30 protein-coding genes are annotated in these 25,878 nt (G+C 41.9%); 12 read left to right on the forward strand and 18 right to left on the reverse strand.

Annotated features, from left to right (window positions below):
* Window positions 1–59 precede the first annotated feature (59 nt).
* Window positions 60–800, forward strand: a complete 741-nt coding sequence (locus ACN6NB_RS14425) for a protein-glutamine gamma-glutamyltransferase (RefSeq protein ID WP_474253402.1) — start codon at window positions 60–62, stop codon at window positions 798–800.
* Between the two features lie 21 nt (window positions 801–821).
* On the opposite strand, the gene ACN6NB_RS14430 is transcribed toward ACN6NB_RS14425, so the two are convergent.
* The 6 genes from ACN6NB_RS14430 to ACN6NB_RS14455 all read right to left on the reverse strand — a co-directional run bounded on the left by ACN6NB_RS14430 (window position 822) and on the right by ACN6NB_RS14455 (window position 4,978).
* Window positions 822–1,070 (reverse strand): hypothetical protein, encoded by a 249-nt coding sequence (locus tag ACN6NB_RS14430; protein ID WP_039181054.1) that lies wholly within the window; start codon window positions 1,068–1,070, stop codon window positions 822–824.
* A gap of 24 nt (window positions 1,071–1,094) precedes the next feature.
* Window positions 1,095–2,126: a nitronate monooxygenase gene (locus tag ACN6NB_RS14435; protein ID WP_474253403.1), complete on the reverse strand. Its 1,032-nt coding sequence runs from the start codon at window positions 2,124–2,126 to the stop codon at window positions 1,095–1,097.
* A 16-nt stretch (window positions 2,127–2,142) separates the two neighbouring features.
* Complete coding sequence (locus ACN6NB_RS14440; protein WP_039181060.1) at window positions 2,143–2,544, reverse strand: secondary thiamine-phosphate synthase enzyme YjbQ; 402 nt, start codon at window positions 2,542–2,544, stop codon at window positions 2,143–2,145.
* 112 nt (window positions 2,545–2,656) lie between these two features.
* On the reverse strand, window positions 2,657–3,949 hold the full coding sequence (locus tag ACN6NB_RS14445; RefSeq protein WP_024423287.1) for a hemolysin family protein: 1,293 nt from the start codon (window positions 3,947–3,949) through the stop codon (window positions 2,657–2,659).
* Between the two features lie 48 nt (window positions 3,950–3,997).
* Window positions 3,998–4,672, reverse strand: coding sequence for a zinc metallopeptidase (locus ACN6NB_RS14450; protein ID WP_024423288.1), 675 nt, complete (start codon window positions 4,670–4,672; stop codon window positions 3,998–4,000).
* Between the two features lie 81 nt (window positions 4,673–4,753).
* Window positions 4,754–4,978 (reverse strand): YuzI family membrane protein, encoded by a 225-nt coding sequence (locus ACN6NB_RS14455; protein WP_059375867.1) that lies wholly within the window; start codon window positions 4,976–4,978, stop codon window positions 4,754–4,756.
* Between the two features lie 126 nt (window positions 4,979–5,104).
* Here ACN6NB_RS14455 and ACN6NB_RS14460 point away from each other — a divergent pair, with 126 nt between their 5' ends.
* Window positions 5,105–6,091 (forward strand): potassium channel family protein, encoded by a 987-nt coding sequence (locus ACN6NB_RS14460; RefSeq protein WP_039181066.1) that lies wholly within the window; start codon window positions 5,105–5,107, stop codon window positions 6,089–6,091.
* On the opposite strand, the gene ACN6NB_RS14465 is transcribed toward ACN6NB_RS14460, so the two are convergent.
* From ACN6NB_RS14465 to ACN6NB_RS14485, 5 genes are all read right to left on the reverse strand, one after another.
* Window positions 6,088–6,489: a YugN-like family protein gene (locus ACN6NB_RS14465; protein ID WP_024423291.1), complete on the reverse strand. Its 402-nt coding sequence runs from the start codon at window positions 6,487–6,489 to the stop codon at window positions 6,088–6,090. The two genes, ACN6NB_RS14460 and ACN6NB_RS14465, sit on opposite strands and share 4 nt — an antisense overlap.
* A 43-nt stretch (window positions 6,490–6,532) precedes the next feature.
* Window positions 6,533–6,736: a spore germination protein gene (locus ACN6NB_RS14470; protein WP_231730856.1), complete on the reverse strand. Its 204-nt coding sequence runs from the start codon at window positions 6,734–6,736 to the stop codon at window positions 6,533–6,535.
* A gap of 111 nt (window positions 6,737–6,847) precedes the next feature.
* A complete protein-coding gene (locus tag ACN6NB_RS14475; protein WP_024423293.1) occupies window positions 6,848–8,203 on the reverse strand; it encodes a glucose-6-phosphate isomerase in 1,356 nt (451 codons plus the stop codon).
* 126 nt (window positions 8,204–8,329) lie between these two features.
* Window positions 8,330–9,502: an iron-containing alcohol dehydrogenase gene (locus ACN6NB_RS14480; RefSeq protein ID WP_047203925.1), complete on the reverse strand. Its 1,173-nt coding sequence runs from the start codon at window positions 9,500–9,502 to the stop codon at window positions 8,330–8,332.
* A gap of 120 nt (window positions 9,503–9,622) precedes the next feature.
* Entirely contained in the window at window positions 9,623–10,786 is a 1,164-nt protein-coding gene (locus tag ACN6NB_RS14485) for an iron-containing alcohol dehydrogenase (RefSeq protein WP_034282535.1), read from the reverse strand.
* A 144-nt stretch (window positions 10,787–10,930) separates the two neighbouring features.
* Between ACN6NB_RS14485 and ACN6NB_RS14490 the strand changes: the two genes are divergently transcribed.
* A complete protein-coding gene (locus ACN6NB_RS14490) occupies window positions 10,931–11,167 on the forward strand; it encodes a DUF378 domain-containing protein (RefSeq protein WP_003212952.1) in 237 nt (78 codons plus the stop codon).
* A gap of 247 nt (window positions 11,168–11,414) precedes the next feature.
* On the opposite strand, the gene yugI is transcribed toward ACN6NB_RS14490, so the two are convergent.
* From yugI to ACN6NB_RS14505, 3 genes are all read right to left on the reverse strand, one after another.
* Window positions 11,415–11,807, reverse strand: a complete 393-nt coding sequence (gene yugI, locus ACN6NB_RS14495) for a S1 domain-containing post-transcriptional regulator GSP13 (RefSeq protein ID WP_008345795.1) — start codon at window positions 11,805–11,807, stop codon at window positions 11,415–11,417.
* A gap of 198 nt (window positions 11,808–12,005) precedes the next feature.
* Entirely contained in the window at window positions 12,006–13,199 is a 1,194-nt protein-coding gene (locus ACN6NB_RS14500; RefSeq protein WP_366206339.1) for an aminotransferase, read from the reverse strand.
* On the reverse strand, window positions 13,200–13,700 hold the full coding sequence (locus tag ACN6NB_RS14505) for an Lrp/AsnC family transcriptional regulator (RefSeq protein WP_003213765.1): 501 nt from the start codon (window positions 13,698–13,700) through the stop codon (window positions 13,200–13,202).
* A 175-nt stretch (window positions 13,701–13,875) separates the two neighbouring features.
* Here ACN6NB_RS14505 and ACN6NB_RS14510 point away from each other — a divergent pair, with 175 nt between their 5' ends.
* Window positions 13,876–14,700 carry an alpha/beta fold hydrolase gene (locus ACN6NB_RS14510; RefSeq protein WP_024425926.1) on the forward strand — a complete coding sequence of 275 codons (825 nt, stop codon included), beginning with the start codon at window positions 13,876–13,878 and terminating at the stop codon, window positions 14,698–14,700.
* On the opposite strand, the gene ACN6NB_RS14515 is transcribed toward ACN6NB_RS14510, so the two are convergent.
* Window positions 14,697–14,957 (reverse strand): YugE family protein, encoded by a 261-nt coding sequence (locus tag ACN6NB_RS14515; protein WP_039181076.1) that lies wholly within the window; start codon window positions 14,955–14,957, stop codon window positions 14,697–14,699. The two genes, ACN6NB_RS14510 and ACN6NB_RS14515, sit on opposite strands and share 4 nt — an antisense overlap.
* Before the next feature lie 83 nt (window positions 14,958–15,040).
* On the opposite strand from ACN6NB_RS14515, the gene ACN6NB_RS14520 reads away from it, so the two are divergent.
* Both ACN6NB_RS14520 and ACN6NB_RS14525 read left to right on the forward strand, forming a co-directional pair.
* Entirely contained in the window at window positions 15,041–16,216 is a 1,176-nt protein-coding gene (locus ACN6NB_RS14520) for a MalY/PatB family protein (protein ID WP_099663611.1), read from the forward strand.
* Window positions 16,217–16,349: 133 nt separating this feature from the next.
* Window positions 16,350–17,642 carry a sensor histidine kinase gene (locus ACN6NB_RS14525; protein WP_047203298.1) on the forward strand — a complete coding sequence of 431 codons (1,293 nt, stop codon included), beginning with the start codon at window positions 16,350–16,352 and terminating at the stop codon, window positions 17,640–17,642.
* On the opposite strand, the gene ACN6NB_RS14530 is transcribed toward ACN6NB_RS14525, so the two are convergent.
* The gene (locus ACN6NB_RS14530) at window positions 17,643–17,819 is read right to left on the reverse strand and encodes a hypothetical protein (RefSeq protein WP_180272437.1); all 177 of its coding nucleotides are present in this window, start codon (window positions 17,817–17,819) and stop codon (window positions 17,643–17,645) included.
* A 91-nt stretch (window positions 17,820–17,910) separates the two neighbouring features.
* Here ACN6NB_RS14530 and kapB point away from each other — a divergent pair, with 91 nt between their 5' ends.
* Window positions 17,911–18,303, forward strand: coding sequence for a kinase-associated lipoprotein KapB (kapB, locus tag ACN6NB_RS14535; protein ID WP_126682265.1), 393 nt, complete (start codon window positions 17,911–17,913; stop codon window positions 18,301–18,303).
* Here kapB and kapD read toward each other — a convergent pair.
* Window positions 18,300–18,917 (reverse strand): 3'-5' exonuclease KapD, encoded by a 618-nt coding sequence (gene kapD / locus ACN6NB_RS14540; RefSeq protein ID WP_048237312.1) that lies wholly within the window; start codon window positions 18,915–18,917, stop codon window positions 18,300–18,302. The two genes, kapB and kapD, sit on opposite strands and share 4 nt — an antisense overlap.
* Before the next feature lie 217 nt (window positions 18,918–19,134).
* On the opposite strand from kapD, the gene ACN6NB_RS14545 reads away from it, so the two are divergent.
* The 3 genes from ACN6NB_RS14545 (at window position 19,135) to ACN6NB_RS14555 (ending at window position 22,752) form a co-directional block, all read left to right on the forward strand.
* The gene (locus ACN6NB_RS14545) at window positions 19,135–20,313 is read left to right on the forward strand and encodes an MFS transporter (RefSeq protein WP_221885112.1); all 1,179 of its coding nucleotides are present in this window, start codon (window positions 19,135–19,137) and stop codon (window positions 20,311–20,313) included.
* A gap of 108 nt (window positions 20,314–20,421) precedes the next feature.
* Window positions 20,422–22,323, forward strand: coding sequence for a transglycosylase domain-containing protein (locus ACN6NB_RS14550; protein ID WP_126682266.1), 1,902 nt, complete (start codon window positions 20,422–20,424; stop codon window positions 22,321–22,323).
* A gap of 18 nt (window positions 22,324–22,341) precedes the next feature.
* Window positions 22,342–22,752: a thiol-disulfide oxidoreductase DCC family protein gene (locus ACN6NB_RS14555; RefSeq protein WP_039181086.1), complete on the forward strand. Its 411-nt coding sequence runs from the start codon at window positions 22,342–22,344 to the stop codon at window positions 22,750–22,752.
* Window positions 22,753–22,796: 44 nt separating this feature from the next.
* On the opposite strand, the gene ACN6NB_RS14560 is transcribed toward ACN6NB_RS14555, so the two are convergent.
* A complete protein-coding gene (locus ACN6NB_RS14560; RefSeq protein WP_039181089.1) occupies window positions 22,797–23,354 on the reverse strand; it encodes a YufK family protein in 558 nt (185 codons plus the stop codon).
* 186 nt (window positions 23,355–23,540) lie between these two features.
* On the opposite strand from ACN6NB_RS14560, the gene malK reads away from it, so the two are divergent.
* Window positions 23,541–25,139, forward strand: coding sequence for a malate sensor histidine kinase MalK (gene malK, locus ACN6NB_RS14565; RefSeq protein ID WP_064498103.1), 1,599 nt, complete (start codon window positions 23,541–23,543; stop codon window positions 25,137–25,139).
* Window positions 25,132–25,839, forward strand: a complete 708-nt coding sequence (locus tag ACN6NB_RS14570; protein ID WP_024423307.1) for a response regulator — start codon at window positions 25,132–25,134, stop codon at window positions 25,837–25,839. Before malK ends, ACN6NB_RS14570 begins: the two co-directional genes overlap by 8 nt.
* Window positions 25,840–25,878: the final 39 nt, after the last annotated feature.

Genomic DNA, 25,878 nt, shown 5'->3' on the forward strand with positions numbered 1-25,878 from the left:
AAATTGATTCCTTGCCCAAGCACCCTGCATACGCTAATACTAAAGGGGGCGCTTTTCATATGATTATCCTTTCAGGACAGCCAGTGACTAATGAGCAGCTGGCATCGTTTCAGCTAGAAGGACAAAAGCGGATCATTTTGATGCAGTTACAGGCCTCGAATGGTACGTTCCGCTATAGGCAAGCATCTGATTTGTTATTTGAGGTCACTTTAAGATCGAACATTATGAATGCTGCAAGAAATTTGAATAAAAGCGGTGCCTCATTTGCCATCTTTCAAAGATCGCGTGCAAATGATGCGTTTTGGCGTGTATCGGAAGCAGGAGCACTAGAGCTGCGCTATCAAGTGGAGCCATCTAGAGGCATTAAAGACATTTTTGAAAATGGTTCAAAATATGCATTTGAATGCGCAACCGCGATTGTCATTGTGTTTTATATGGGGGTCTTGCAAACAGTAGGAGAGGAGAAGTTTAACCGAAGACTTCGCAGTTTAACACTGTATGACTGGCACTATGATACTTTGTCAATTTATACAGAGCGCGGAAATGATTTTATCTATGGGGATTGTTTATATTTCGAAAATCCAGAGTTTAGCTATCAGCAGTCGCAATGGCGCGGGGAAAATGTGATTTACTTAGGAGAAGATCAATATTACGGTCATGGGCTTGGAATTTTAACAGCAGCAGAAATTATCGACAAACTGAATAAGAGAAGACGGCCAGGTGCAGTTCAATCCGCTTATTTATTACCGCAGACTACCCGGATGGATGTGATTTATCTCAGGCAAATGTTTGGCAGCTAAAAAAAGCCTCTTGTCTATTGGTTATGACAAGGGGCTTTTGTATGCCTTGCGCTTACGATAATTTTGGAGTGTGCCAAGCAACGTGTTCGCAAGGATCTCCATTTCTTCTAAATCTTTTCTTGTGACCGGTGGATCGTGCCTGCTCCACTTCACGTATCGAACAAAATAGTAGTGACGAATGGGCGTAAGGACGGCAGGAGAATGAGGAAAATCATCAAACCAGAATTCAATCTGACCTTTTTTTCGGTAGGAATGTTTTAAGATGTCCATCCTGTCACACCACCCGTCATGATTTTATATCTGCGTCAGTTCGTGCATGATGTCTTCAACGGTTAAAATCGAGCGAATACGCCCAACGCCCTGTCCTGCCCACAAAGCCATTTGTTCAGGGTTACCGCCGGCAGCAGCTGCTTTTCGCATCGGTGTTGTCCATACATGCTGAACCGGATAAGGAAGAACCCTATCTTCATGCAGGCTTTCATCCTCCATCCACTGATTCACAATGCCTCTCGCTCTTTTCCCAGAAAAAAGCCTTGTCACCCTTGTTTCACTGCCTTCTGCCTGTAAAATGGCCTTCTTGTATACCTCTGCCGCAGCACTTTCCTGGCTGGCTAAAAACCTTGTGCCGATTTGAACCGCATCTGCTCCAAGCGCCAGCACTGCTTTCACACCTGCTCGGTCCGTGATACCTCCGGCAGCAATCAATGGCACGCGGCAGAGCGGTTTGACATCAGAGATCAGACTGATCAGTCCCAGCAGTGCGTCTCCTTTTGCCCGTAAAAATGTGCCGCGATGCCCCCCTGCTTCACTTCCTTGCAGAACAATAGCATCCATTCCTTTTTCCTCTAAAAGCAGTGCTTCCTCTTTTGTTGTGGCCGTTCCGATTAAAAAGATTCCCTTTTGTTTTAAGCGGTGAATCGTTTGTTCTTTTGGACAGGCAAATGTAAAGGAAACAATCGGAACGTCTTCTTCCAGAAGAATGTTGATTTTTTGTTCAAAATCATCCCACAATTCTTCTTCGCTTGGCATCCTATCTGCTGACGGGCGTGCAGGCAGTCTCTTTTCCCAAAATGCCACATCCTCTTTTTTCACTTCTGGAATTGGCTCTGGTACAAACACATTGACCTGAAACAGGCGAGATGTCAGGTGTTTGACCTGTCTAATCTGCTGTCTTAAATGGTCAGGCTGCACATATCCACTTGCCAGGCTGCCAAGCCCTCCATATTCCGAAACTGCGGCTGCCAGCTGCGGTGTCACAGCTCCTCCTGCCATTGGCGCTTGGATGATTCCATGTTCAATCTGCAGTAACTTTTTGATATCCCCCATTTACTTCCCCCATCTCTTACTCGTTTGACGATACTTGTACATAAAAATGACGATGTCTCGGCCCGTCAAACTCACAGAAATAGATTCCCTGCCACGTGCCAAGTACAAGATCTCCATCATGAATGAGAACATGCTGAGACGCCCCCATATAACTCGCTTTCATATGCGCTGCCGTATTCCCTTCCATATGGCGGTCCTTTGGATGTTCCCACGGGAAGACTTCATCAAGCCGGCGAAGCATATCCCGTTTCACATCTGGATCCGCATTTTCATTAATGGTGATCCCTGCTGTTGTATGTGGACAATAGACGATGACAGTTCCGTTTTGTATGCCTGTTTCCCTGACATATTGGAGAACCTCGTGTGTGACGTCGATCATGTCATCGCGTCTGTCTGTTTGTACATTGATTTTTTTCATATGAGCTGCCCCTTTTTGACGTTTCTATAAATTCATACCCTTTTTATGTGAAACAAATCTTCTTACCTAAAGTTTACCAAGCAAAAAAACCTCGTCAAGCAGTACGAGGTTTTTAAGAGAAATGAACCTTTTTGACTTCAATGGTTCGAATATGGTGGTCTTCAGCATCAATGATCGTAAATTCACAGCCTTCTGCTTCAATCGTATCTCCAATGTCAAAATCAAATTTATGCGTCATCATCCAGCCTGCAATTGTATCAACATCATCATTCTCAATGGCTAAATCCAATAAATCATTTACTTCATCAATCAATGCTTTCCCATCCATCACATAATGGAAATCACCTTTTTTCACGATGTGAGGTGTTTCATCCTGATCATATTCATCTCGAATCTCTCCGACAATTTCCTCTAATATGTCCTCTACTGTGACAAGTCCCGCTGTACCTCCGTATTCGTCTACGAGCACTGACATATGGATTCGTTCCTTTTGCATCAAAATGAGCAATTCCTGAACAGGGGTGCTTTCAATGACCCGGATCACCGGACGCATTAAGTCTTCAATAGATACATCTTGATTTAGGAAGCTCGCTTTAAATACATCTTTGCTATTAATAACTCCAATCACATGATCTTTGTCCTCTTTAATAACAGGGTAGCGTGTGTACCTTTCGTTCAGCATATAATGGGTCACATCTTCTAAGGTCTGTTCAATCTCTATAGCTGAAATTTCTGTACGCGGGATCATGATCTCTCTCGCCACTCGGTTATCAAATTCAAAGATTTTATTCACATATTTGTACTCAGATTGGTTAATCTCACCCTTCTCATAGCTTTCAGATAAAATGAGTCGTAATTCTTCCTCACTGATCGCCACTTCATGTTCTTTGACAGAATGATAACCAAATAATTTCACGATGCTTCGTGCAGCCCCATTTAATGCTTTAATAAACGGGTACATGACTTTATAGAAAAAGATGAGTGGTTTTGCTGTCACTAGGCTGACGGCCTCTGCCTTTTGAATGGCAATTGTTTTAGGCGCGAGTTCTCCAACAACAACATGTAAAAACGTAATGATCACAAATGCGATGATAAACGAAAGGATGTCAGTTAATGCGGAATGAAGCCCGATTTTTTCAAAAAGCGGATGCAGAAAATGCTCTACCGTCGGCTCACCCAGCCATCCTAAGCCTAAAGCTGTGATGGTAATTCCAAGTTGGCAGGCGGACAAATATTCGTCTAGATTTGATATCAGCTTTTGAACATGGATGGCCCTTTTATCACCGCTTTCAATCAGCTGGTTAATTTTAGATCCTCTAATTTTCACAATCGCAAATTCAGTGACAACAAAAAATGCTGTCGCAGCAATGAGTAATATGACTAAAAATACGTTTAAAATATACAAAAAAACCCTTACCTAACACTGGTAAGGGCTCACCTCCTCTGGCATCAATTAATCATTACGGCCATTTAGGAAGATCATTACAAAACGGAGCAATTCAAACAGGGAGACAAGGGCTGCTGCTACATACGTAAGAGCTGCAGCATTTAACACCTTGTTCACGCCTCTTTCTTCACTGCTTCTAATGATTCCTTCTGAAACAATGATATCTTTTGCACGAGAACTTGCATTAAACTCGACAGGCAATGTCACAAGCTGAAAGAATACAGCTGCTGAGAACAAAATGATCCCAAGCCCGATTAAGTTAAGGCTGCTGAGCAAAATTCCACCAAGGAAAAGAAGCGGAGCAACACCAGATGCAAAGTTCACGACAGGAAAGATCTTATGTCTCAAAACAAGCGCACCATAGGATTCCTGATGCTGCAAGGCATGTCCAACCTCGTGTGATGCGACTGAAATGGCCGAAATGGAGTGGCCGTAGTACACAGGTTCAGATAAACGAACCACACGCTGCGTCGGGTCGTAATGATCAGTCAAAGTTCCTCTTACCGGTTCAACGGGCACATCGTATAACCCGTTGCGATCTAAAATATATCGAGCGGTTTCAGCACCTGTTTTCATACTGGATGCTTCCACCTTTGAATACTTTTCAAAATTATTCTTCACTTTAAATTGTGCCCAAAATGATAATCCCAATGCGGCAAATGTTAAAAAATAAAAAAACAGCATGCTCATCAGCTTCCTTTTTATTTTATATATTTATTTACAATTTTAATGACTTTTATGTACCATGTACAGCAAAAAGCACTAGGTCTTTTTCAGGGGAATGACCGCACCAATGAAAAAGAAGAACACACCTAAGCAAGCTGTATAAAAGGTCACTGTACCATAAAGGTCTTGAAAAAAGTGAAGCCATGAAAAATCACTCATAAAATGATTCACAGCATTTAAATCAAACACGAGTAAGATGACAGCTGATGATAAAAAGTGCACACCAATAAAAAGAAGTACGGTCTTTTGAACGAACGACATTCGAATTCCCTCCTTCTTCTCCCTTATTTTAAGATATGGGTTCTATTTCAATACATGACGAAGATGAAAAAATCTTTCCTCAATCGGGCATACTGACATTAGCATTCTCCTGAAAGGAAGAGTCCGATGAAATCAAACCGTATCTTTATCGCTTGGCTAAGGTGGCCGCTTTATCTTCGAATTGCCATCATCATCTGTTTCTTGCTTCTTTTTTTTGGACAATTGATCGTTTTACTTGAACCGAAGCAGTATCATACGATCTTTGATGGGATCTGGTGGGCGCTCATTACAGTCTCTACGGTTGGCTACGGTGATTTTGTGCCGCAAACCATGCCAGGGCAGGTGGCGGGTATGGCTCTCATTTTTATCGGAGCCAGCTTTGTCACCGCTTATTTCGCCACACTTGCCGCCGCCGTGTTCAGCAAGCAGCACCATTATGTTGAGGGCAAGGTAGCCTTTAAAGGGAAAGGACACCTGATTATCGTCGGCTGGAATGAGAAGACGAACAAACTGCTTCAGTCGTTTCAAACGATTGATCCAGCCATGCCGATTGTGCTGATTGATGACTCCTTGAAAGAGGGGCCTCTTTTGGAAAATGTTCATTTTATTAAAGGACATGGGACCGAAGACGTCACACTCCGTAAAGCCAATATTACCGGTGCAGATGCACTGATGATTACCGCAGATCAGCATGAAAATGAAGTGACAGCCGATATGCAGAGTGTTTTAACCTTACTTGCAGCAAAAGGCTTAAACCCTTCGCTATATTGTTTAATCGAAATCTTAACAGATCGTTACGTGAAAAATGCCGAACGTGCTGGTGCCAACCAAGTCATTCATACCTCTGATGCTGTCAATCATTTAATGGTTGAACATTTTCTGATAAAGGAACAGCTTACAGCGTTAACAAAAAAACGACAAATGACCTTGCATAAAAACGTCACGATCATACCTGTACCAGCTTCATTGGCTGGAGAAACCTTCTTAACAGCGCTCCATCACTTTTTAGAACATCATGTGATCATCGTTGGCGTACAAAAAAAAGAAGGACCCATGATGAATCCTCCCTTTGGCTATGAGCTTCATCCAGAGGATGAACTGATCAGCCTTTAAAGCAGTGCGTCTTCTAATTCCTTGACGAGCGAAAAGCCAATCTCAGCATAAGCCTTTGATACATCTCCATCTTTCTCTTTTGGTTCTTGGAATTGGTTAAAGGATGCGCCCACATTTCCAACCATCGCATGATCATCTAACTTGTCTTGATATACATGCTTTAAGAGAAATGGATGTCCCATTTTCACCACAACCCCTGGCTGATCCAGCTGGCCTTTCTCGGCTGTAAATGGAACTCTGAGAAAGGTATAGCCATCACGGTTATCAATTTTATAATCAAAATATCCGTGATCATAATCCCAGTTGCCATTAATGACATAACCGAGCGGCTTCATTGTTTCTTCTAAATGGTAAAGTGAAAAGCTTTCACCAGGCAGTCTGGATGGTACATGAATCATACGAAACCCTCCTTTTTTATTAGGGTTCGTTAAAGAGAGGAATTCATACATTTCCTCTCGCGATTTGTACATTGTTTGTAAACGCGGCATCAAATAAGCTTTGATTGGTTGATTGATTCGTCTCGTTATCGCTGCCGGAACCTGCTGTTTCCTTCGTAGCACTCTTAGAACAAATGCGTCCGACATTGCCAAAGTTCACGATTGCCTGGCCAGAAATATCATGAATATAGACATGATTCGTCCTCATTTTTCACCCTCCTCCATTTATTATTCTATGTACAGAACATAGGAAAGCTTGCACAGGAACCTGAAGAAAACAAAAAAGGCACACCTTTATGAAAAGGTGTGCTTTTTCGTCTTATGATTGTTTTAAACGGCTTTCAAGCTCTGCTTTTTTCTCTTCGAAGCCCGGTTTGCCTAGTAAAGCAAACATATTCACTTTATAAGCTTCTACTCCAGGCTGATCGAATGGGTTGACGCCTAGTAAATATCCAGACATCGCACATGCTTTCTCAAAGAAGTACACAAGGTATCCGAATGTATAAGCATCCATCTCAGGAATTGTCACGATAAGGTTCGGTACTTTTCCATCTGTATGGGCAAGCATTGTTCCTTCAAATGCTTTTTTATTGACGAAATCAACCGTTTTTCCTGCTAGATAGTTCAAGCCATCAAGGTCTTGTTCTTCTGCTTCAATTACAAGCTCATGTCGAGGCTTGTCTACATTGACGATTGTTTCAAACAAGTCTCTTCTTCCTTCTTGAACATATTGGCCAAGTGAATGAAGATCTGTTGAGAAGTTAGCAGATGAAGGATAGATTCCTTTTTCATCTTTCCCTTCACTTTCACCAAATAATTGCTTCCACCATTCTGCGAAATATTGCAGGCCTGGCTCATAGTTAATCAGCATTTCAATCGTTCTGCCTTTATTGTAAAGGACATTGCGGACGACAGCATATTGGTAAGCCGCATTTTCAGAAAGCTCAGATGAAGCGAAGTCTTCGCTTGCTTTTGCCGCACCTTCCATCATCTGATCAATGTCCGCTCCGCTCACAGCGATTGGTAAAAGACCGACTGCTGTTAATACAGAATAGCGTCCACCTACATCATCAGGGATGATAAATGATTCATAGCCCTCTTCAGTTGCTAATGTTTTCAGTGCACCGCGTGCCTTGTCAGTTGTCGCATAAATACGTTTTTTCGCTTCTTCAGCACCGTATTTTTCAATGAGGAGCTTTTTAAAGATGCGGAACGCAATGGCTGGCTCTGTTGTTGTACCAGATTTTGAAATCACATTAATGGAGAAATCTGCATCTTCCAATAGATCCATCACATCTGTTAAATAAGAAGAACTGATGTTGTTTCCAATAAAAATGATTTGTGGTGTCTTGCGCTTGCCTTTTGGCAAAGTGTTATAGAAAGAATGGTTCAAAAACTCAATCGCCGCACGTGCACCTAGATATGACCCGCCGATTCCGACAACAAGCAGGACGTCAGAGTCAGACTTAATTTTATCTGCACTTTTTTTAATGCGGGCAAATTCTTCGCGGTCATATTGCTTCGGCAAGTCCACCCAGCCTAAATAGTCACTGCCTGCACCCGTTTGTTCATGAATATTATGATGGGCCACCTTCACAAAATCTTTTAAATATGTAAGCTCATGTTCTTGAAAGAAAGGTAACGCTTTCGAGTAGTCAAATTGAATATGTGTCATCGCTTGTAAGCCCTCCATTACGTTAGTTCTGTCCCTTTCACTTTAGCGGAACTAGCTTTTGAAATCAAGTGATCGTCACTGGCATAACAAAAAGCCGCTTCTCATTCGGAGAAGCGGCAATCTGAATTATAAAGAAGCTTTCAAAATCGATAGAATGTCATCACGGTTAAGTTTCATAAAGTTTCCAAAACCACCATATTCCATTTCTTTTGCTGCAATGTCAGCAATTTTGTCCAGCTGATCCTCACCAATGTCATAATCAGCTAAACGGCTTGGTGCACCAAGGCTTGTCCAGAACGCTGACAGTTTGTCGATTCCTTCTAATGCGATGTCACGATCTGACTTTCCTTCTGTTTCGATATCAAACATGTTCAGCATAAGGTTTTTAAAGCGTTCGACATTATGATCGAGTGTGTGGCGCATCCAGTTTGGGAAGAGGATAGCAAGCCCGCCTGCATGCGGAATGTCATAGACAGCCGATACAGCATGCTCAATCGTATGGGACGCCCAGTCGCCAAAGTAACCCATTTGCAGCGTGCCATTTAAAGCAATTGTTCCTGCATAAAGAATGGTTTCACGATGCTCATAGTTTTGTAAGTCCTCCAGCAGTTTTGGTGCTGTCTCGATGACCGTTTGAAGAACAGCAAAACACATCCGATCCTGTAAAGGCGTGTTTTTTACATTATGGAAGTATTGCTCAAAAACGTGGCTCATCATATCGACCATACCATACACTGTCTGGTTTTCTGGCACAGAATACGTATGCTCAGGGTCTAGAATCGAAAAAGCAGGGTGAGTGACTGAGCTGCCCCACACATATTTTTCATTCGTTTCCCAGTTTGTGATGACAGAGTCCGGGTTCATTTCTGAACCAGTTGCCGCAAGTGTCAGCACTGTGCCAAACGGCAAAGCTTTTTGAGCGGTTGTTTTCTTTGAAATAATATCCCACACATCACCGTCGTACTCTGCTCCGGCTGCAATTGCTTTTGTACAGTCGATCACACTCCCGCCGCCAACGGCTAATAAGAAATCAATGTTCTCTTTTTGGCAGATATCGATTCCCTTTTTCACTGTTGTGAGGCGCGGGTTTGGTTCAACGCCAGACAGCTCAAACACTTCGGCATCTGCTTCATTTAACGCACGGATGACATTGTCATAAAGACCATTTTTCTTAATGCTGCCGCCGCCATATACAAGTAACACTCGTTTTCCATAACGAGCGAGTTCGCTTTTGAGTCCTTCTAGTTGTCCTTTTCCAAACATCAATTTTGTTGGATTGTAGTAAATAAAATTCTCCATCTGTTGAAACATCTCCTTACAACGAATATATCCAAAAACATGAAAGACTACTGTAACATATGTACACGATGAACTCAAAAAAAGATAACTGCCCGCAAGCAGCTATCTTTTGTTGTTCAATTATAAAGAAGCGTTCAGAATGGCTAAAACATCTTCTTTGTTTAGCTTTTTAAATTGACCAAATTCACCGCGTGCCATTGCACGGTCTGCAATTAAATCAATTTTCTCATCGTTGATATCATAATCCGCTAAACGGCTTGGCGCACCAAGACTTGTCCAGAAAGCTGACAGCTTGTCGATTCCTTCTAAGCCGACTTCTTCATCTGTTTTGCCCGCAGGATCTACATCAAATACACGCACCGCTAATTGTTTAAAACGGCCTGGGTTTTCTTGAATGACATGTTTCATCCAGTTCGGGAACAAGATCGCAAGTCCGCCTGCATGAGGAATATCATAGACAGCAGATACTGCGTGCTCAATGTTATGAGATGCCCAGTCACCACGTGCCCCCATTGAAAGCATTCCATTAAGCGCAATTGTGCCAGTGAATAAAATGGTTTCACGCAGCTCGTAGTTCTCTAAATCATTGATCAACTTCGGTGCCGTTTCAATGACAGTGCGAAGAAGTCCTTCACACATACGATCTTGATAAGGTGTATTTTCTGTGTGATGGAAATATTGTTCGAACACATGTGACATCATGTCAACCATGCCATAAATCGTATGGTTTTTAGGCACAGTGAATGTGTTGACTGGATCCAGAATAGAGAATTTCGGGAAAACTGCTGGACTTCCCCAGCCATACTTCTCATTTGTTTCCCAGTTTGTGATAACTGATCCAGAGTTCATTTCAGAGCCTGTTGCGGCAAGTGTCAACACAGTACCGAACGGAATAGCTTCCATAGGAACGTGCTTACGTGTCACGATATCCCAAGCATCTCCATCGTACTTCGCACCAGCTGCGATGGCTTTTGTCGCATCAATGACACTGCCGCCGCCAACTGCCAAAATAAAATCAATATCGTTCTCTTTGCAAAGCTCGACCCCTTTTCTTACTGTTGTTAAGCGCGGGTTTGGCTCTACGCCAGCAAGTTCAGTGATGGCAGCTCCTGATTCTTTTAGAATACTGACAACTTGGTCATAAAGGCCGTTTCGTTTAATACTGCCTCCACCATATACAAGTAATACGTTTTTTCCGTAGTGTTTGAGTTCATCTGAAAGGGCTGATACTTCTCCCTTTCCAAAAATTAATTTCGTTGGGTTCCAATAAGTAAATCGATCCATGTGATCTCCTCCTCGCGCTACATTATGCGCCTCATTCATTCCAAAAGTAAAGTAATTTGCTTTCATCCATTTTCTTACGCATAGTTTGGCTAAAAATCTGCAAAATATAAATGTATTGATGCTGTAGCGAAAGGAGGAATCACGATGAGTGCTATTCAGCGTATTGCCCTCGTGCTCACGATTATCGGTGCTATTAACTGGGGACTAATCGGCTTTTTTCAATTTGACTTAGTAGCAGCGATCTTTGGCGGACAAGGTTCTGCATTATCACGTATTATTTATGGTCTTGTTGGAATTGCAGGTCTTGTCAACCTTGGTCTGTTGTTCAAGCCAAGCGAAGAAGCTGTTCGCCGTGACGAGCCGAATCCAGAGGTTCGTTAAATAAAAGGACATAAAAAAGGCTGCCTACATGAGGCAGCCTCAGCGTGTAGACAAACCCACGCATTCTTTGTCAGGTCTGCGCGCTGGTGCTCACGAATTCTAAATTCGCTCCGCTCCAGCAGTACTCGCCCTTCCTAGACTTCAAAGGTTTTCTATCACGCTGAAAAAAAAGACAAAGGGCTAAAATAAAGATCATTTTAGCCCTTTGTCAACAATCTAAGGCACCGTTTGAAGCGGTGCTTTTTTATTATTTCTTGATAAGGTCTTTACGGTTTGATTGCTCAATCCACTCTTCAAGTTTATCTTTAAGCGTATTGAAACCTTGTGGTGCAGCAGCTTCTTCTTTCACTTGCTGTGGTCTTTGTTTCTTTGGTTTGCTTTCTTTTCTTTCAGGTGCTTCTTGTGTCGCACGGATAGAAAGGCTGATTTTACCTGCATTTTCATCAACAGAAAGAACTTTTACTTGTACTTCGTCACCAATTGAAAGGTGCTCGTTGATGTCTTTTACAAAGCCATGTGTTACTTCAGAAATATGCACAAGTCCTTGAGTTTCTTCATCTAATGCAACAAACGCACCATACGCTTGTAATCCTGTTACTTTACCAGTGTAAACACTGCCTACTTCAAACTTTGTCGCCATGATAACAACTCCTAAATAAATGTTTTAATATTCGTTTATACGCAATTAAAAACTATATCACAGAACGGGCAGTTACGCAAAATATTTTTTAAATGGGTTTAGATTAGATCAAAAGGGGGAATACCTGAAAACAAGAATGCTTTCTAGTATTCCCCCCTAATTTGTGAGGCATGAGTCCATTTGGATTGATGCCTTTTTTTATTTTAAAATGGCTGATGCTTCTTCCTTCACTTGTCGAGCCTGCAAAAAGCGCTGAATTCTTGAAAGTGATTCCTGAAGATGATCAAGTGATGAAGCGTATGAACAGCGAATATGACCCTCACCGCTCGGTCCGAATACATTCCCAGGAACAACAGCGACTTTTTCACTTAGGAGCAGCTCCTCAGCAAATTGTTCTGATGTCATGCCTGTGCTTTTAATCGATGGGAACGCGTAAAATGCTCCGTTTGGCTGGTGGCATGCGAGGCCTAGTTCATTCAGGGAGCCGACAAACAAATTACGGCGTCTTCTATAGCTTTTCTTCATTTTCTCTACATCTTCAAGCCCATTTTTTAATGCTTCTTCTGCCGCATATTGTGCCATCGCCGGCGCGCACATCATAGAATATTGATGTATTTTCAGCATGGCATCGCGCAGTACAGGTGGTGCTGCCACATATCCTAAGCGCCAACCCGTCATGGCAAACCCTTTAGAAAAGCCTGAAATCAAGATCGTTCTTTCTTTCATATCCTGTATAGCCGCCACGCTTGTAAAAGCTTCATCGTATGTCAGCTCTGCATAAATCTCATCCGTAATAATGAGCAGATCATTCTCTTTCGCAAATTGAGCAATATCTTCTAGCTCTTCCTTTGAATAAACAGACCCCGTTGGATTTGATGGCGAGCAAAGCAAAATGGCTTTTGTCTTCGGCGTCAGCTTTGTGCGAAGATCAGCAGAATCCGCTTTGAAATCTTTTTCAGCGGATGTACTTAAATAGACAGGCACTCCGCCTGCAAGTGTCGTAAGCGCCCCGTATGCTACGAAACAAGGCTCTGGAATGATCACTTCATCCCCGCTGTTTAATATCGCACGAAAGGCCAAATCAAGTGCCTGGCTTCCGCCAACTGTGATAATGAGTTCTTCTTCTGGACTGTAGTCAATGTGAAACCGCTTATATAAATAGTGGCTCAGTTCTTTTCGCAAAGAGATTAAACCTGCATTCGCCGTATAGGAGGTCAGTCCTTGTTCTAATGACATAATACTTGCTTCTCTGACATTCCAAGCTGTCACAAAATCCGGCTCACCGACACCAAGGGAGATAACCCCTTCCATTGTGGCAGCCAAATCAAAGAATTTCCGAATACCTGACGGCTGAATGCTTTGTACCGTTTCAGATAAATAAGACTTTTTCATTTAAGGAGACACCACGATTCTTTTGTCATCGTCTCCTGTTTCAAACACTTTCCCATCATGTTTATATCTTTTCAAAATAAAGTGGGTAGTTGTTGAAACAACGGAATCAAGTGTCGATAATTTTTCAGATACGAAGCGGGCAATATCAGACATTGATCTTCCGCGGATCACAACGGAAAGATCATAAACACCTGACATGAGATAGACAGACTCCACTTCCTGAAACCGATAAATCCGTTCAGCAATTTCATCAAATCCGACGCCTCTTTTTGGTGTCACTTTTACATCAATCATTGCTGTAACGCCTTCATGGCCATCCACTTTTCGCCAGTCAATCATAGTTGAATAATCAATAATAACTTTTTGATCTTCAAGTTTTTGAATGATGGCTTCGGCTTCTTCTGTTGTCACGCCTGCCATTTTTGCTATTGTATTTAAATCGGCGCGGCTGTTTTCATCTAAAATCTCTAATATTTCAGTTTCTTTTTCTGTTAGTTTCATTTGATTTCACACCTCAGATTATAAAAGCTAGTTTTAAAAAATCTTCTGAACATTATAGCACGTTTTTCCCATTATGCTAAGCAGGGAAAAGATTCTAATGATAGCTTAAAATCCACTTTTTAGGGTACAATACAGTCACCTAACAGAGAGAGTATCAAGTATCGGAGTGAAGAATGTGGACATTGTTCAGCCAGCTTATATGAAAAGTACATTCGGTTTAGACATCTATTACGAGCACTATCCAAATGAGGGCAAGAAGACATTGATCTTAATTCACGGTCTCTTCTCTTCTACCTTCAGCTATCGAAAACTCATTCCGCTTCTAAAGCAGGACTTCAATTTAATTGCGATAGATCTGCCGCCATTTGGACAGTCCGAGAAGTCGAATACGTTTATTTACAGCTATCGCAACATGGGAAAAATTATTATTGAGCTAGCTGGTTATTTACAGATTCAGCATGCGATTCTAGTAGGCCATTCAATGGGAGGACAGATTGCCTTATACGCTGCCACTGAGCGGCCGGACCTATTTGAAAAGGCGGTTCTTTTATGCAGCTCTGGATATTTGAATAAGTCAAAAAGATCACTTGTTTACAGCACATATATTCCTTATTTTTATCTGTATCTAAAAAGAAAGCTTTTAAAGCAGGGCATTATGAAAAATTTAACTGCCGTTGTGCATGATCACTCCATCATTGATCAAGAGATGGTCGACGGATATTTAAAACCGTTTTCAGATGATCAAATCTTTCGGGGAATATTTCGTTTGATTCGGCACCGGGAAGGAGATTTAACCTCGGACGTTTTAAAGAAAATGGAAACACCCGTGCTGCTTATTTGGGGCGAGGAAGATCGAATCGTTCCCATTCAAATAGGCGAAAGACTGCACAAAGATCTGCCGAATTCGACCTTACATGCATTAAAAAAAACCGGGCACCTCATTCCTGAGGAAAATCCGGTCTTTGTGTCTGATCAAATCGGACATTTCAGCCTGTCTTAGCGTGAACAGGAGCTGCTGTCTCGCAAGACAAAAAGCTGATTTGCTATATGCTGACAGCTCTCTATCGGAAGAAGCTGTTCAAATGAGTGATGGTAGATGGCTTGAATCTCTTTTGCTAAAGATAACGGGTCTTCTGCGTCGTATAATGCACTGATGACGTCAGCAGGCTCCGTTTCATAAAAATCCTCTCCATAATGAAAAGGGTCCCATGCCTTAATGAATTGAATCATCTCTTCTACAGCTTGACTATCTTTCATCGGTATCACCGCTTATAATAAATTTTGTGATGTTTATTTTAGCACAACCAAGAATGGTTGAAAAACAGCTAGAGGTGGGTTTCATGAATTTCGACGAACAGATCATACGTAAAGGTTCAAAATCAGTGAAATGGGATCAAGCAGAGTCTTTGTTCCTGACAACAGATGCCCTCCCGATGTGGGTGGCCGATATGGATTTTAAAGCGCCGCAGGTCGTCCTTGATGCATTGAAAGAGCGATTAGACCATGGTGTATTTGGCTATGCATTTCAAGATCAGGATACGCAGCAGGCAGTAGCTGGATGGCTCAAAAGAAGACACGGATGGACCATTCAGACAGAAGCGGTCACTTTTACACCAGGCATCGTAACGGCCCTTAGTTTTGCTGTTCAAGCCTTTACAGCACCGCATGACGAAGTAGTTATACAGTCACCAGTGTATACACCTTTTTATCAAATGATTGAGCGAAATGGACGTACAGTCTCAACCAATCCTTTAAAAATAGAAAACAACCGTTATATGATGGATTTTGATGATTTAGAGAAAAAACTGAGCAGACCACAAGCAAAGCTCATGTTCCTATGCCATCCGCATAATCCGTCTGGAAGAGCGTGGACAAAAGAGGAATTAAAGCGAGTTGGAGACCTCTGTGTGAAGCATGGAGTCACAGTCGTTTCAGATGAGATTCATTCTGATTTGATGCTTTATGGGAAGCAGCATGTTCCCTTCGCCAGCCTTTCTGACGACATTGCACATATCACGGTAACGTGTATTGCGCCGAGTAAAACCTTTAATCTAGCGGGTTTGCAGGCGTCTGCAATTATCATTTCAGATGAAGAAAAAAGAACCCTTTTCACCAATGAATTGCAAAGAAACGGACTGTCCAAACTGAATGCATTTGCGATTCCAGCGATGGAAGCAGCATACTGCCACGGGGATGAGTGGCTTGATGCCCTTGTTCTTTATCTCGAAGGCAATATGAAGATGGCGATGGACTATATTGACGAATATCTTCCAAATATGCGTTATATGAAACCAGATGCTTCTTATTTATTGTGGCTGGACATTCGGGATTATCAATTCAGTCAAGCGGAATTAAAGCGGAATCTGCTAAAGAAAGGGAAAGTGATCCTAGAGCTTGGCCACGTGTACGGACACGAAGGAGACGGCTTTATTCGGATGAATCTCGGCTGTCCTGCTTCAACAGTCAAAGAAGGACTGAAACGTCTTCATCAAGCGTTCACACCATCAGCTGAATAAGATCTATACGGTAGAAAGAACATCCTAACGGGTGTTCTTTTTAAAGAAAAAAACCCTCCTTTTATCATATCTACTTTGTACATGAAATGATATAATGAGAGGAATTACTATTATTTACGAGGAGAGCATTTAAATGGAAATGTTCAAGGATTTTCTGCTCCATGTATCTTTTATTCTATTTCCAATTTTTTTATATCATGCGCTATGGCTAAGCCGGACCCCTGCTCATTTCCCAAAAACGAATAAACTGCTCATCACAGTATTCGCATCCATCTCTTCAGCACTATGTATTATGTATCCAGTTGGTTCGATTTTAGATTTGCAGACTGGGCTTCAATCCATTCCCCTTGTACTTGCTATTTTATACGGAGGATACATGGCGGGGAGCGTTGCCATCTTGATAAGCATCATTGTCAAATTCGTGATGTATGGCTCTTTCTTATGGATTGGACTCATTGTTGTCCCAATTTACTTTTTCATCCCGTTCCTGTTCTACCGAAAATGGCATCAATATTCGAAGCCAAATAAGCTTTTTTACGGAGTGCTTATCGGTTTATCCAAAGGATTCTTTATTTACATTGGACTGCTTGCGGTCAGCTTACTGGAATACAGCCCAGCTTTTATTATGCAGCAAAAGCTCCTTGAGTTATTTTTCTCAACTCTTTACTACATATTCTTTCTTGTGCTCAGTATCTATTCCATTGAATTCGTTAAAGAAAATGCGGAAATGAGAACACAGCTTGTCCAGTCAGAAAAACTGACCATTGTAAGTGAACTTGCTGCAAGTGTCGCCCATGAAGTACGCAATCCGCTGACAGTTGTGAGAGGGTTTATTCAATTGCTCTTTTCGAGTGATCATACGAAAGAGCCGCCTGCCAATAAAGATTATAAAAATCTCGTTCTATCCGAATTAGACCGGGCGCAGGACATTATCACGAGTTATCTTGACATTGCAAAACAAAACTATTATCAAATTGAATCACTCAATCTATCTAAATTACTTGAGGAATGTGCTTCACTGATGACATCCTATGCGAATTTTAAATCGGTCACGATTCATCAATCCATTGAACCTGACTTATACATTCAAGGTGACGTAACGAAGATCAAGCAAGTCATGATTAATTTAATCAAAAATGCGATAGAAGCGGCTCCCGAACATGAAGGGAAGGTTGAACTTTTTGCTTCGAAAGAAAATCATAAAATCTGCCTTTATTTCGTTGATAATGGTGTAGGTATGACAGAAAGCCAAATGAAAAAGCTTGGCGAACCGTATTACACCTTGAAAAACAAAGGAACTGGGCTTGGGCTGACAGTGACTTTTTCAATTATTGAAAATCACCATGGAACCATACGTTTCAAAAGCTCGCTGCAGTCTGGAACAACCGTCACCGTAAAATTTCCTGAAGATACAAGAAGAAAATGATTAATCCATTTTTTTTGTTCTTTTTTCATCTATCCGCTCCTGCTTCTTAGACGCACGCACGATGAGACGAAAACAAATAAACGCAGCAATAAAGAACATCACCGTGGTGATCGCCGCCGGGATGTACTCCCTTTTATCTTCAGGAAAATATAGTAGAAAAAGTACGATGAATGACATCTCGCCATTCCCCCTTTTGCTCGTTTACTTCACTATATTGGCTAAAAGAAATGAAATACCTTCCTATGAGAAGGAAATGGAGGAATTTCACATGACAGACATTCAAATTGGACAAGTTGTGAAAGGTTTTTATAAAACAGGTGTATACGTTGGGGAAGTGACAGCAGTGAAACCATCGACCTATCTCGTTCAAGTAAAAGCCATTCTGACACATCCCACTCAAGGCGACCTGCATCATCCGAAAGAAGCAGACGTGCCTTTTTTCCAGGAGAGGCGGGCTTTGGCCTATAGAGAACAGACCAATATCCCTCATCATATGGTGAAACCTTATGATGGCGATATACCTGATTATGAAGAGTCACTGAAAGAAGCTGTAGATAAATTGAAACAAGCACTCCATGCGGATGATTCCAAATGGGCTGAAAAATCAAGAGCGTGCCTATCTTCTCTTGAGAAAGATTATTTTCCAGAAGACGTCCGCTAATCAGCCGAATCAAAAAAATGTGAGAAATCGATCAGCTCACCAATTTTGGTTGTTTGCGGATTTTCCACATAGGCTCTGTCTTTTTCAAAAAGGGTTAACAGCTGATAAGTCGTCATAGCATCATCGAGTGCTTTATGATGCTTACCAGCTCCTTCACTGCCGTATTCCTTTGCCGCTTTTCGAAGCCCTGTCAGTGTGCGGTCACCAAAAAAGGTTTTATATTCAAAGGCAAGATCCCTCAGTTTCCCCTTAAAAGGAAAGCTAATATGATTAAGCATACAATTTTGCTTCAATACCTTCATGTCCATGTTGCCCCACGTAATAATCTCACAATTCTCTCCCCCATCAAGTGCTACGAGCTTCTCGATAAACACCTCAAATGAAATCCCGCTCTCTACATCCTCCTGCGTAATTCCGAGGAATGATTTACAGCGCTTCGTCAGCTTTGGGAACTTTTTCGGTTTGACGTAGCTGGAGAATGTGTCTATGATCGTTTCATCTGCTGCTTTCACTACCCCAGCTTCAATAATTTCAGGAAAAAAGTTTTGTGGATGATATTTTCCATCAGGCATCGTAAATTCAAAATCGACCACAAGCACCGTCTTCTGTTCCACCAGTTTCACCTCACTTTTTCGTCAGTTTTCATTCTCATACCATTATATTAAGGTGGACCTTGAAATCACTTCATTTTCGTGAAAATAATGCAGATTCACTACGCCCAACCTATTCATCTGATGAAAGATCGTTTATTTTCCTTTATAATTATTAAGGAACACGAAATAAATAAAGAAGGTGGTCTCTATCACAAACAGGAAGAAAAACTTGTACATCATGTGGTTTGTGAACTTTTTTGTATCTGCGAGCATTACAATGATCGTCCCTTTTTTATCACTTTACATAGAATCTCTTGATAGCAGCTATTCAAATGAATTTGTTCAAAGATGGAGCGGCTATGTCTTTGGGGTCACGTTTTTAACGGCCTTCCTGATCTCTCCAATTTGGGGGCGGATTGGCGACCGGCATGGCTATAAAAAGATATTATTAATTAACGGTATTGGCATCGCCACAAGTATTCTATTAATGGGGCTTGTGCACACCGTGTATCAGCTATTCGCATTAAGGCTCTTCATGGGGCTTGTCACAGGCTTTATCTCGACTTCCATGGCACTGATTTCTGCACAGACCGAAAAGGCAACTGCCGGTAAAACCCTTGGAACGATGCAGATGAGTAATGTCGCCGGAGGATTGTTTGGTCCATTAATGGGCGGATTCATGGCAGACAGCGTCGGATTTATTTATACGTTTTTCCTCACAGCGGCTGTCATTTATGTGTCAGCTATTGTGATTATCTTCGGAGTGAAGGAACAGCCGATCCGGTCAAAAGAAGCAAAGCGTGTTTCTTACTCACGGAAGGATGTACTCTTTCACATTTTCAAACAGCCTTTACTTATAGTCACGATGCTTTTAACGTTTATTACACAAGTAGGGAACTTTAGCATTCAGCCGCTTTTGGCTTTATACATTCATGATTTACATGGTCCTGTCAATCTCGCTTTTTATGCGGGGCTTGCATTTTCTGCAACTGGACTTGGCAATTTGCTGTTTACGCGAAAATGGGGAGATCTCGGAGATCGAATTGGTCATGACAAGGTGCTGCTAGCCCTTCTCATCCTCTCCTCTATTTTATTCATCCCGCAAGCGATGGCGGATTCGTACGTGATGTTAGTCATTTTCCGTTTCCTATACGGCATGGCACTTGGCGGCATTATTCCGTGTACGACGGCGTATATTCGGATAAAAGCACCTGCTTCTATGCAAGGGGAAGTGCTCGGATACAATGTCAGCTTCCGCTTTCTTGGGAATGTCGTCGGTCCGGTAATCGGCGGCATTGTGGCGAGTCATTACGGGATTCCAGCTGTCTTTTATGTCACTGCCGGCATTTTTCTGTTTGGCGCTTTATTTTTATGGGCGGTCCGCTCGCATGCGAAGACAAAGGAAAGGAGTGTCTGATCATCTTCAGACACTCTTTTTTTCTTGCAGAAAAGCCTTATTCACTAGACTTCACGCCCATTCTTTTCTAAAAATAACCTTCTCGTATTCGCAAAAGAATGGTACGATATGGCTAGAAAATTGAAGAAAGTGAGTGACCTCATGTTTCGTGCAATCATTGGTTGGTTATTACTTGCTGCCCTCATCCCATTATTTGCTCTGACTTTTTATCTATCAAAGGAAGAAGCTGCAAGTGTAAAGCCTGTTAACGAAGTGCTTGATCAAAAAATCAAGCTGGAAAAGATAGATTTTTCCCAAAACAGTTATATGTATGACCGGGATGGTTCTCTCATCTCCGAGATCGTCTCAAACGATGAGAACCGAGTGTTCGTGAAATACGATAAAATTCCTGAACCTGTGAAGGAGCTGTTCCTCCGATCAGAGGACCGCAACTTCTATGACCATAAAGGCATTGACTTTATGGGGGTGGTTCGTGCCCTTGCTGCAAACGTCAAAAACCATGGCATCAGCCAAGGAGCGAGTACGATCACACAGCAGCTGTCCCGTAACTTATATTTAAGCCATGAACGTTCGTTCAGCCGAAAGTTTACAGAGCTGCTCTATTCCTATGAACTTGAGCGAAAATTCTCGAAAGATGAAATTCTCGAAAGCTATTTAAATACGATTTATTTCAGTAATGGTGTTTACGGTGTCGGTTCTGCGGCTAATTACTATTTTGATAAGCCGCTTAGTTCTTTAACACTCGCACAAATGGCATTTATCTCTGCTATTCCAAACAACCCAACACTGTATGACCCATTAAAACAGTTCAAGCACACAAAGAAACGCCAAGAACGGCTGCTTGGTATTTTGAAGAAAGATGGCGTCATCACCAAAAAGCAATACAAAAAAGCCGTCAAAGAAAAAATCAGCCTATCCTTAAGTGAAAAGAAAAACCTTTACCCTGACTATGTGACATATGCCAATGAAGAGTTTACCGATCTTGTGTCTGATCAGGAAGGCTTTACAAAACGATTGAAAAAGGCCAAAACGGCTCAAGCGAAAAAAGCGATTCAAAAAGAATTATCTGAAAAGGTCAGTGCCCTGCTCCAGGATGGCGTGAAGATTTATACAGCACTTGATCCTTCCTTACAGCAAAGAGCTGTCTATCAACTCAATGCACAATTGCCTTACCAAGGTGTAGAAGGCGGATCAGCGGTCATTAATCATGAAACGCATCAAATTGTTGCACTTGCTGGCGGGAAAAACTATAAAAAGTTTGATTTCAACTACGCCTATCAAGCGCAAAGACAGCCAGGCTCTGCGATTAAGCCGCTTTTAGACTATGCGCCTTATATTGATCAAACCGGCGCAACAGCTTCAAGCACCATCAGTGCTGGCAAGTTTTGCAGCAGCGGATACTGCCCGCAGAACTATAATCATAAAACGTATGGAACAGTCACACTTGAAACAGCCTTTAAAAATTCTTACAATACCCCTGCGATCCGAATGCTGGATACAGTAGGTGTCAAAAAAGGCTTCAGCTATTTAGAGAAGTTCTCATTCGAGCATATCGTAGCAGATGATTACCGCCTTCCTTCTGCACTTGGCGGATTTACGAAAGGCTTCTCACCGCTAGAAATAACAGATGCGTACACCGTTTTTGGCAACCAAGGAGCCTACACACAAAGTCATTCGATCACAAAAGTGACAGACTTAAACGGCAAGACCCTTTACAAGTGGAAAGAGTCGCCAAAGCAAGTATATTCTCAGCGGACAAATGAAACGATGCGTAAGCTGCTTTCCTCCGTTGTAAAAAGTGGAACAGGGAAAAAAGCGAATTTCAATGCCCCTTATATCGGTGGTAAAACAGGGACATCCAATGACTACAAAGATATTTGGTTTGTGGGACTGACAGATCAGTACACAATGGGTGTCTGGGTCGGAAGAGATAGAGGAACGGTTGAATCGATTTATCGTTCAAGCCCGCACTTACGTATTTGGAAAAATACGATGCAATACGCCAGATAAACAGGAGGTTTGATTGCGATGCATTCAACACATCCATCCCATTTAATTTTATTTGACGGTGTCTGCAACGTGTGCAGCGGCGCTGTTCAATTTGTGATTAAGCGCGATCCGAAAGAACGGATGATGTTCGCTTCATTACAATCAGATACAGGACAGCGTATTTTAAAGGAAAACGGTTTGCCTTTAGAAGAGTTCAATTCATTCATTTATATTGAAAAAGGAACACTTTATACGAAGTCAACAGGCATCTTAAAAGCCGCGCGGCATTTAAAAGGGATCTACAGATGGAGCTTTTTACTCCTGGCCATACCTCGCCCACTCCGTGATTGGTTTTATGAGCTGATTGCAAAAAATCGCTACAAATGGTTTGGTCAAAAAACATCTTGTATGATGCCTACACCCGATATTCAAAAGCGGTTTCTTTCATAAAAAAAAGCATCCTCCAATGATAGGAGGATGCTTTCTTTGTCTGCTTACGAAGGCAGACTTGCCATCACACTGTTATAAAGCTTAATAAATAAGTACAAAATACCGATCAAAAACGTCGCCCAAAACAGCAGAATAAACATCATAAATCCAATCAAATTCAGCATATTAAGCGATTGATAAATGCGAACCACAACCCAGATAAAATAGACAAGACTTGCTAATGCAAAAAGTCCGACTAGCAGAATGAGCTGCTGAGTCAACAGAAATGCAAGCAAGCTGGCAAATAAATAAACAACGGATGCAATCCGAATTTTCTTTAAGTTCTCCCCTTCAGGGTCCTTAGCGAAAAAGAGTAACGCCAGCTCTAATACCGTATCTGCAATCAGTTTTAAGGCAGATAAGATCATAAAATAAACAAGTGCAAAAGCGGCAAAAAGAGCAAGACGGATGCCCTGTTCTGAGAAAAATTCCAGCATTCCTTTTAAAATACCTGCTTGAGTCAAGAAATCAGTTGTGATACCTACTGTAAAAATCGAAAAAGCAGAGCTGAATAGTAAGATTGAAATCAGCGGAAAATATCCAGTCAAATATGTATTTTTCATAAATAGTTCCTTTCTCATAAGCTCACATTTATTATGGCTCACTTAAAACGGATTGACAAGATGCTTTCAAAGTAAACTGACAGCAAAAGCAAATTTATGATTTTGCACGTACATTCCTTCACAAACTTACATTTTCCCGTTAAAGTATTACTGTTACGAAAAAAATCGCGCGTTAGGGGTATACTCGTGAAAAAAACTTTAAGACTGCAAACACGGCTAACGATCTTTGTGTGTATCGTTGTCCTGATCTCCCTTTGTATCACATTCTTTACGATATGGTCGGAAACAGCCAAGAACATTCATCAACAGGAGCGTGACATTGCTCTCTCTACTGCCAAAATGGTCGCAGAGGCACCGATCACAGCACAATCATTAGAAGATCATTCATATTCAGCATTACGAAAATATACAACAAATGTTCAGCAAATCACCAAAACCGAATTCGTTGTCGTCATGGATATGAAAGGTATCCGCAAAACACACCCGAATCCGCAGAAGATTGGGAAACGGTTTGCCGGCGGTGATGAAAAAGCAGCATTACAGGGAAAAGAACATATTAGTACGGCTTCTGGAACACTCGGCAGATCCATGCGTGCTTTTGTTCCTGTTTATGATCAAAATGGTAAGCAGCTCGGGGCTGTGGCCGTAGGGATTACGTTAAAGGAAATTGACTTGATTATTCATCAAAGCTTACTTCCACTCTACTTCGTCACATCACTCAGCCTCCTATCTGGCATCATCGGGGCACTCATTGTGGCAAGAAAAGTGAAGAAGATTATGTTTGGACTTGAGCCGGATGAGATTGCCACTTTGCTAAAAGAACGAAGTGCCATGCTAGAATCAACAAAAGAAGGGATTCTTGCCGTCGATCAGCACGGTAAAATCAAGCTGGCCAATGCAGAGGCAAAACGACTCTTTCATAATATGGGCATTATGGTTGATCCTAGAGAACAAGATGTTCAAACTCTCCTCCCTTCAAGCGGCTTAAAACAGGTCATTGAAACACGCAAGCCACTGCTTGATCGTGACGTGAGAATGAATGGACTGGAGCTCGTTTTTAATGAAGTACCAATTACAGTAAATGATGAGATTGTCGGGGCCATCGCCACCTTCCGTGACAAAACAGAAGTCAAACACCTGGCTGAGCAGCTTAGCGGGGTCAAAATGTATGCGAATGCCCTCCGTGCCCAGTCACATGAATTTATGAACAAGCTTCATGTCATTTTAGGTTTGGTCCAGCTCAAAAACTACGATGACCTTGGCACCTACATCAAAGATATTGCCATTTATCAGCAAACGGAAACAAATGAAATCATCAACCATGTGAAAAACTCTGTTTTAGCAGGATTTTTACTAGGAAAACAAAGCTATATCCGGGAACAAGGCGCTTCCTTGGAGGTTATTTGCAGCACACAGGTGCCAAATACGGAGGACCCGGCAGTGACGCATGACCTCATTACCGTGATTGGCAACCTGTTAAATAATGCACTCGATGCGGTTTCACATACTGAGACGAAAAACATCTCGATCTCCTTCAGATACGTTCAAGAGCAGCTTCACATTGAAATCACGGACACAGGTGTTGGTCTCACAAAAGAAGAACAAGACATCATGTTTGATCAAGGCTTTTCAACTAAAGGAGAAGACCGAGGTTTCGGACTCTACTTCGTTGACCAAAGCATCAAGAAATTGAATGGACATATGATTGTCACGAGTGAAAAAGGAGAAGGAACGACCTTTAGTCTCCGCATTCCGTATAAACAAAAGGAGGATTCACATGATTAATGTGTTAATAGTAGAAGATGATCCAATGGTTGGGGAGCTGAACAAACGCTACCTGACCCAAATCGATGGCTTTGAGTTAAAGGGGATTGCCACCTCTTTTCAGCAGGCGCTTGAAGTGTTAAAAACAGAAGTCATTCACCTCGTACTGCTCGATATTTATATGCCAGGTCAAAATGGGCTGGCATTACTAACAGAAATTCGCCAGCAAAATCATGCCGTTGATGTCATTGTCATTTCGGCTGCCAATGAAGTCGATGTTGTTCAGCAAACGATGCGAAACGGAGCGGTAGATTATTTAATCAAACCTTTTGAGTTCGAACGATTCCAATCAGCACTGGCAGAGTATAAACGGAAACACGCCCTGTATCAATCAATGAACAGCATTTCGCAAAATGATTTAGATGCGAAGCTTTTTCATAAAAAAGCAGAGGCGGAAAAAGTCCTCCTGCCAAAAGGCCTGACCAAAAGCACACTCAAACTCATATGGACAAGCATTCAATCATTTGGTCAGCAGGCTTTCACGACCGAAGACCTAGCCAATCATACAGAAATCTCTCAAGTCTCCATTAGAAAATATTTGAAATTCCTTGAGGACATCGAAGTGGTGGATGTTGAAATGGCTTATGGGACAATTGGACGTCCTGTTTTCCAATATAAACTGAACACGAGCAATATGAATTTGATTCAGCAATATCTTTAAACTGTTACATCTGACCTTCACGAAAGGCCAGATGTTTTT

It is taken from the genome of Bacillus sp. 11B20, assembly GCF_056098985.1.

Bases quoted from the DNA above. Each gene is read 5' to 3' on its own strand.
- ACN6NB_RS14490 (WP_003212952.1), top strand. From the start codon at position 10,931: ATGAGTGCTATTCAGCGTATTGCCCTCGTGCTCACGATTATCGGTGCT.
- ACN6NB_RS14465 (WP_024423291.1), bottom strand. From the start codon at position 6,489: ATGATTCATGTACCATCCAGACTGCCTGGTGAAAGCTTTTCACTTTAC.
- ACN6NB_RS14515 (WP_039181076.1), bottom strand. From the start codon at position 14,957: ATGAAAGATAGTCAAGCTGTAGAAGAGATGATTCAATTCATTAAGGCA.
- ACN6NB_RS14555 (WP_039181086.1), top strand. From the start codon at position 22,342: ATGCATTCAACACATCCATCCCATTTAATTTTATTTGACGGTGTCTGC.
- ACN6NB_RS14505 (WP_003213765.1), bottom strand. From the start codon at position 13,700: ATGAAACTAACAGAAAAAGAAACTGAAATATTAGAGATTTTAGATGAA.
- ACN6NB_RS14470 (WP_231730856.1), bottom strand. From the start codon at position 6,736: ATGAGGACGAATCATGTCTATATTCATGATATTTCTGGCCAGGCAATC.
- ACN6NB_RS14425 (WP_474253402.1), top strand. From the start codon at position 60: ATGATTATCCTTTCAGGACAGCCAGTGACTAATGAGCAGCTGGCATCG.
- ACN6NB_RS14545 (WP_221885112.1), top strand. From the start codon at position 19,135: ATGTGGTTTGTGAACTTTTTTGTATCTGCGAGCATTACAATGATCGTC.
- ACN6NB_RS14440 (WP_039181060.1), bottom strand. From the start codon at position 2,544: ATGAAAAAAATCAATGTACAAACAGACAGACGCGATGACATGATCGAC.
- ACN6NB_RS14480 (WP_047203925.1), bottom strand. From the start codon at position 9,502: ATGGAGAATTTTATTTACTACAATCCAACAAAATTGATGTTTGGAAAA.
- yugI (WP_008345795.1), bottom strand. From the start codon at position 11,807: ATGGCGACAAAGTTTGAAGTAGGCAGTGTTTACACTGGTAAAGTAACA.
- ACN6NB_RS14460 (WP_039181066.1), top strand. From the start codon at position 5,105: ATGAAATCAAACCGTATCTTTATCGCTTGGCTAAGGTGGCCGCTTTAT.
- ACN6NB_RS14500 (WP_366206339.1), bottom strand. From the start codon at position 13,199: ATGAAAAAGTCTTATTTATCTGAAACGGTACAAAGCATTCAGCCGTCA.
- ACN6NB_RS14520 (WP_099663611.1), top strand. From the start codon at position 15,041: ATGAATTTCGACGAACAGATCATACGTAAAGGTTCAAAATCAGTGAAA.
- ACN6NB_RS14435 (WP_474253403.1), bottom strand. From the start codon at position 2,126: ATGGGGGATATCAAAAAGTTACTGCAGATTGAACATGGAATCATCCAA.
- ACN6NB_RS14550 (WP_126682266.1), top strand. From the start codon at position 20,422: ATGGCTAGAAAATTGAAGAAAGTGAGTGACCTCATGTTTCGTGCAATC.
- ACN6NB_RS14530 (WP_180272437.1), bottom strand. From the start codon at position 17,819: ATGTCATTCATCGTACTTTTTCTACTATATTTTCCTGAAGATAAAAGG.
- ACN6NB_RS14475 (WP_024423293.1), bottom strand. From the start codon at position 8,203: ATGACACATATTCAATTTGACTACTCGAAAGCGTTACCTTTCTTTCAA.
- ACN6NB_RS14570 (WP_024423307.1), top strand. From the start codon at position 25,132: ATGATTAATGTGTTAATAGTAGAAGATGATCCAATGGTTGGGGAGCTG.
- ACN6NB_RS14525 (WP_047203298.1), top strand. From the start codon at position 16,350: ATGGAAATGTTCAAGGATTTTCTGCTCCATGTATCTTTTATTCTATTT.
- ACN6NB_RS14560 (WP_039181089.1), bottom strand. From the start codon at position 23,354: ATGAAAAATACATATTTGACTGGATATTTTCCGCTGATTTCAATCTTA.
- ACN6NB_RS14430 (WP_039181054.1), bottom strand. From the start codon at position 1,070: ATGGACATCTTAAAACATTCCTACCGAAAAAAAGGTCAGATTGAATTC.
- ACN6NB_RS14455 (WP_059375867.1), bottom strand. From the start codon at position 4,978: ATGTCGTTCGTTCAAAAGACCGTACTTCTTTTTATTGGTGTGCACTTT.
- kapB (WP_126682265.1), top strand. From the start codon at position 17,911: ATGACAGACATTCAAATTGGACAAGTTGTGAAAGGTTTTTATAAAACA.
- ACN6NB_RS14485 (WP_034282535.1), bottom strand. From the start codon at position 10,786: ATGGATCGATTTACTTATTGGAACCCAACGAAATTAATTTTTGGAAAG.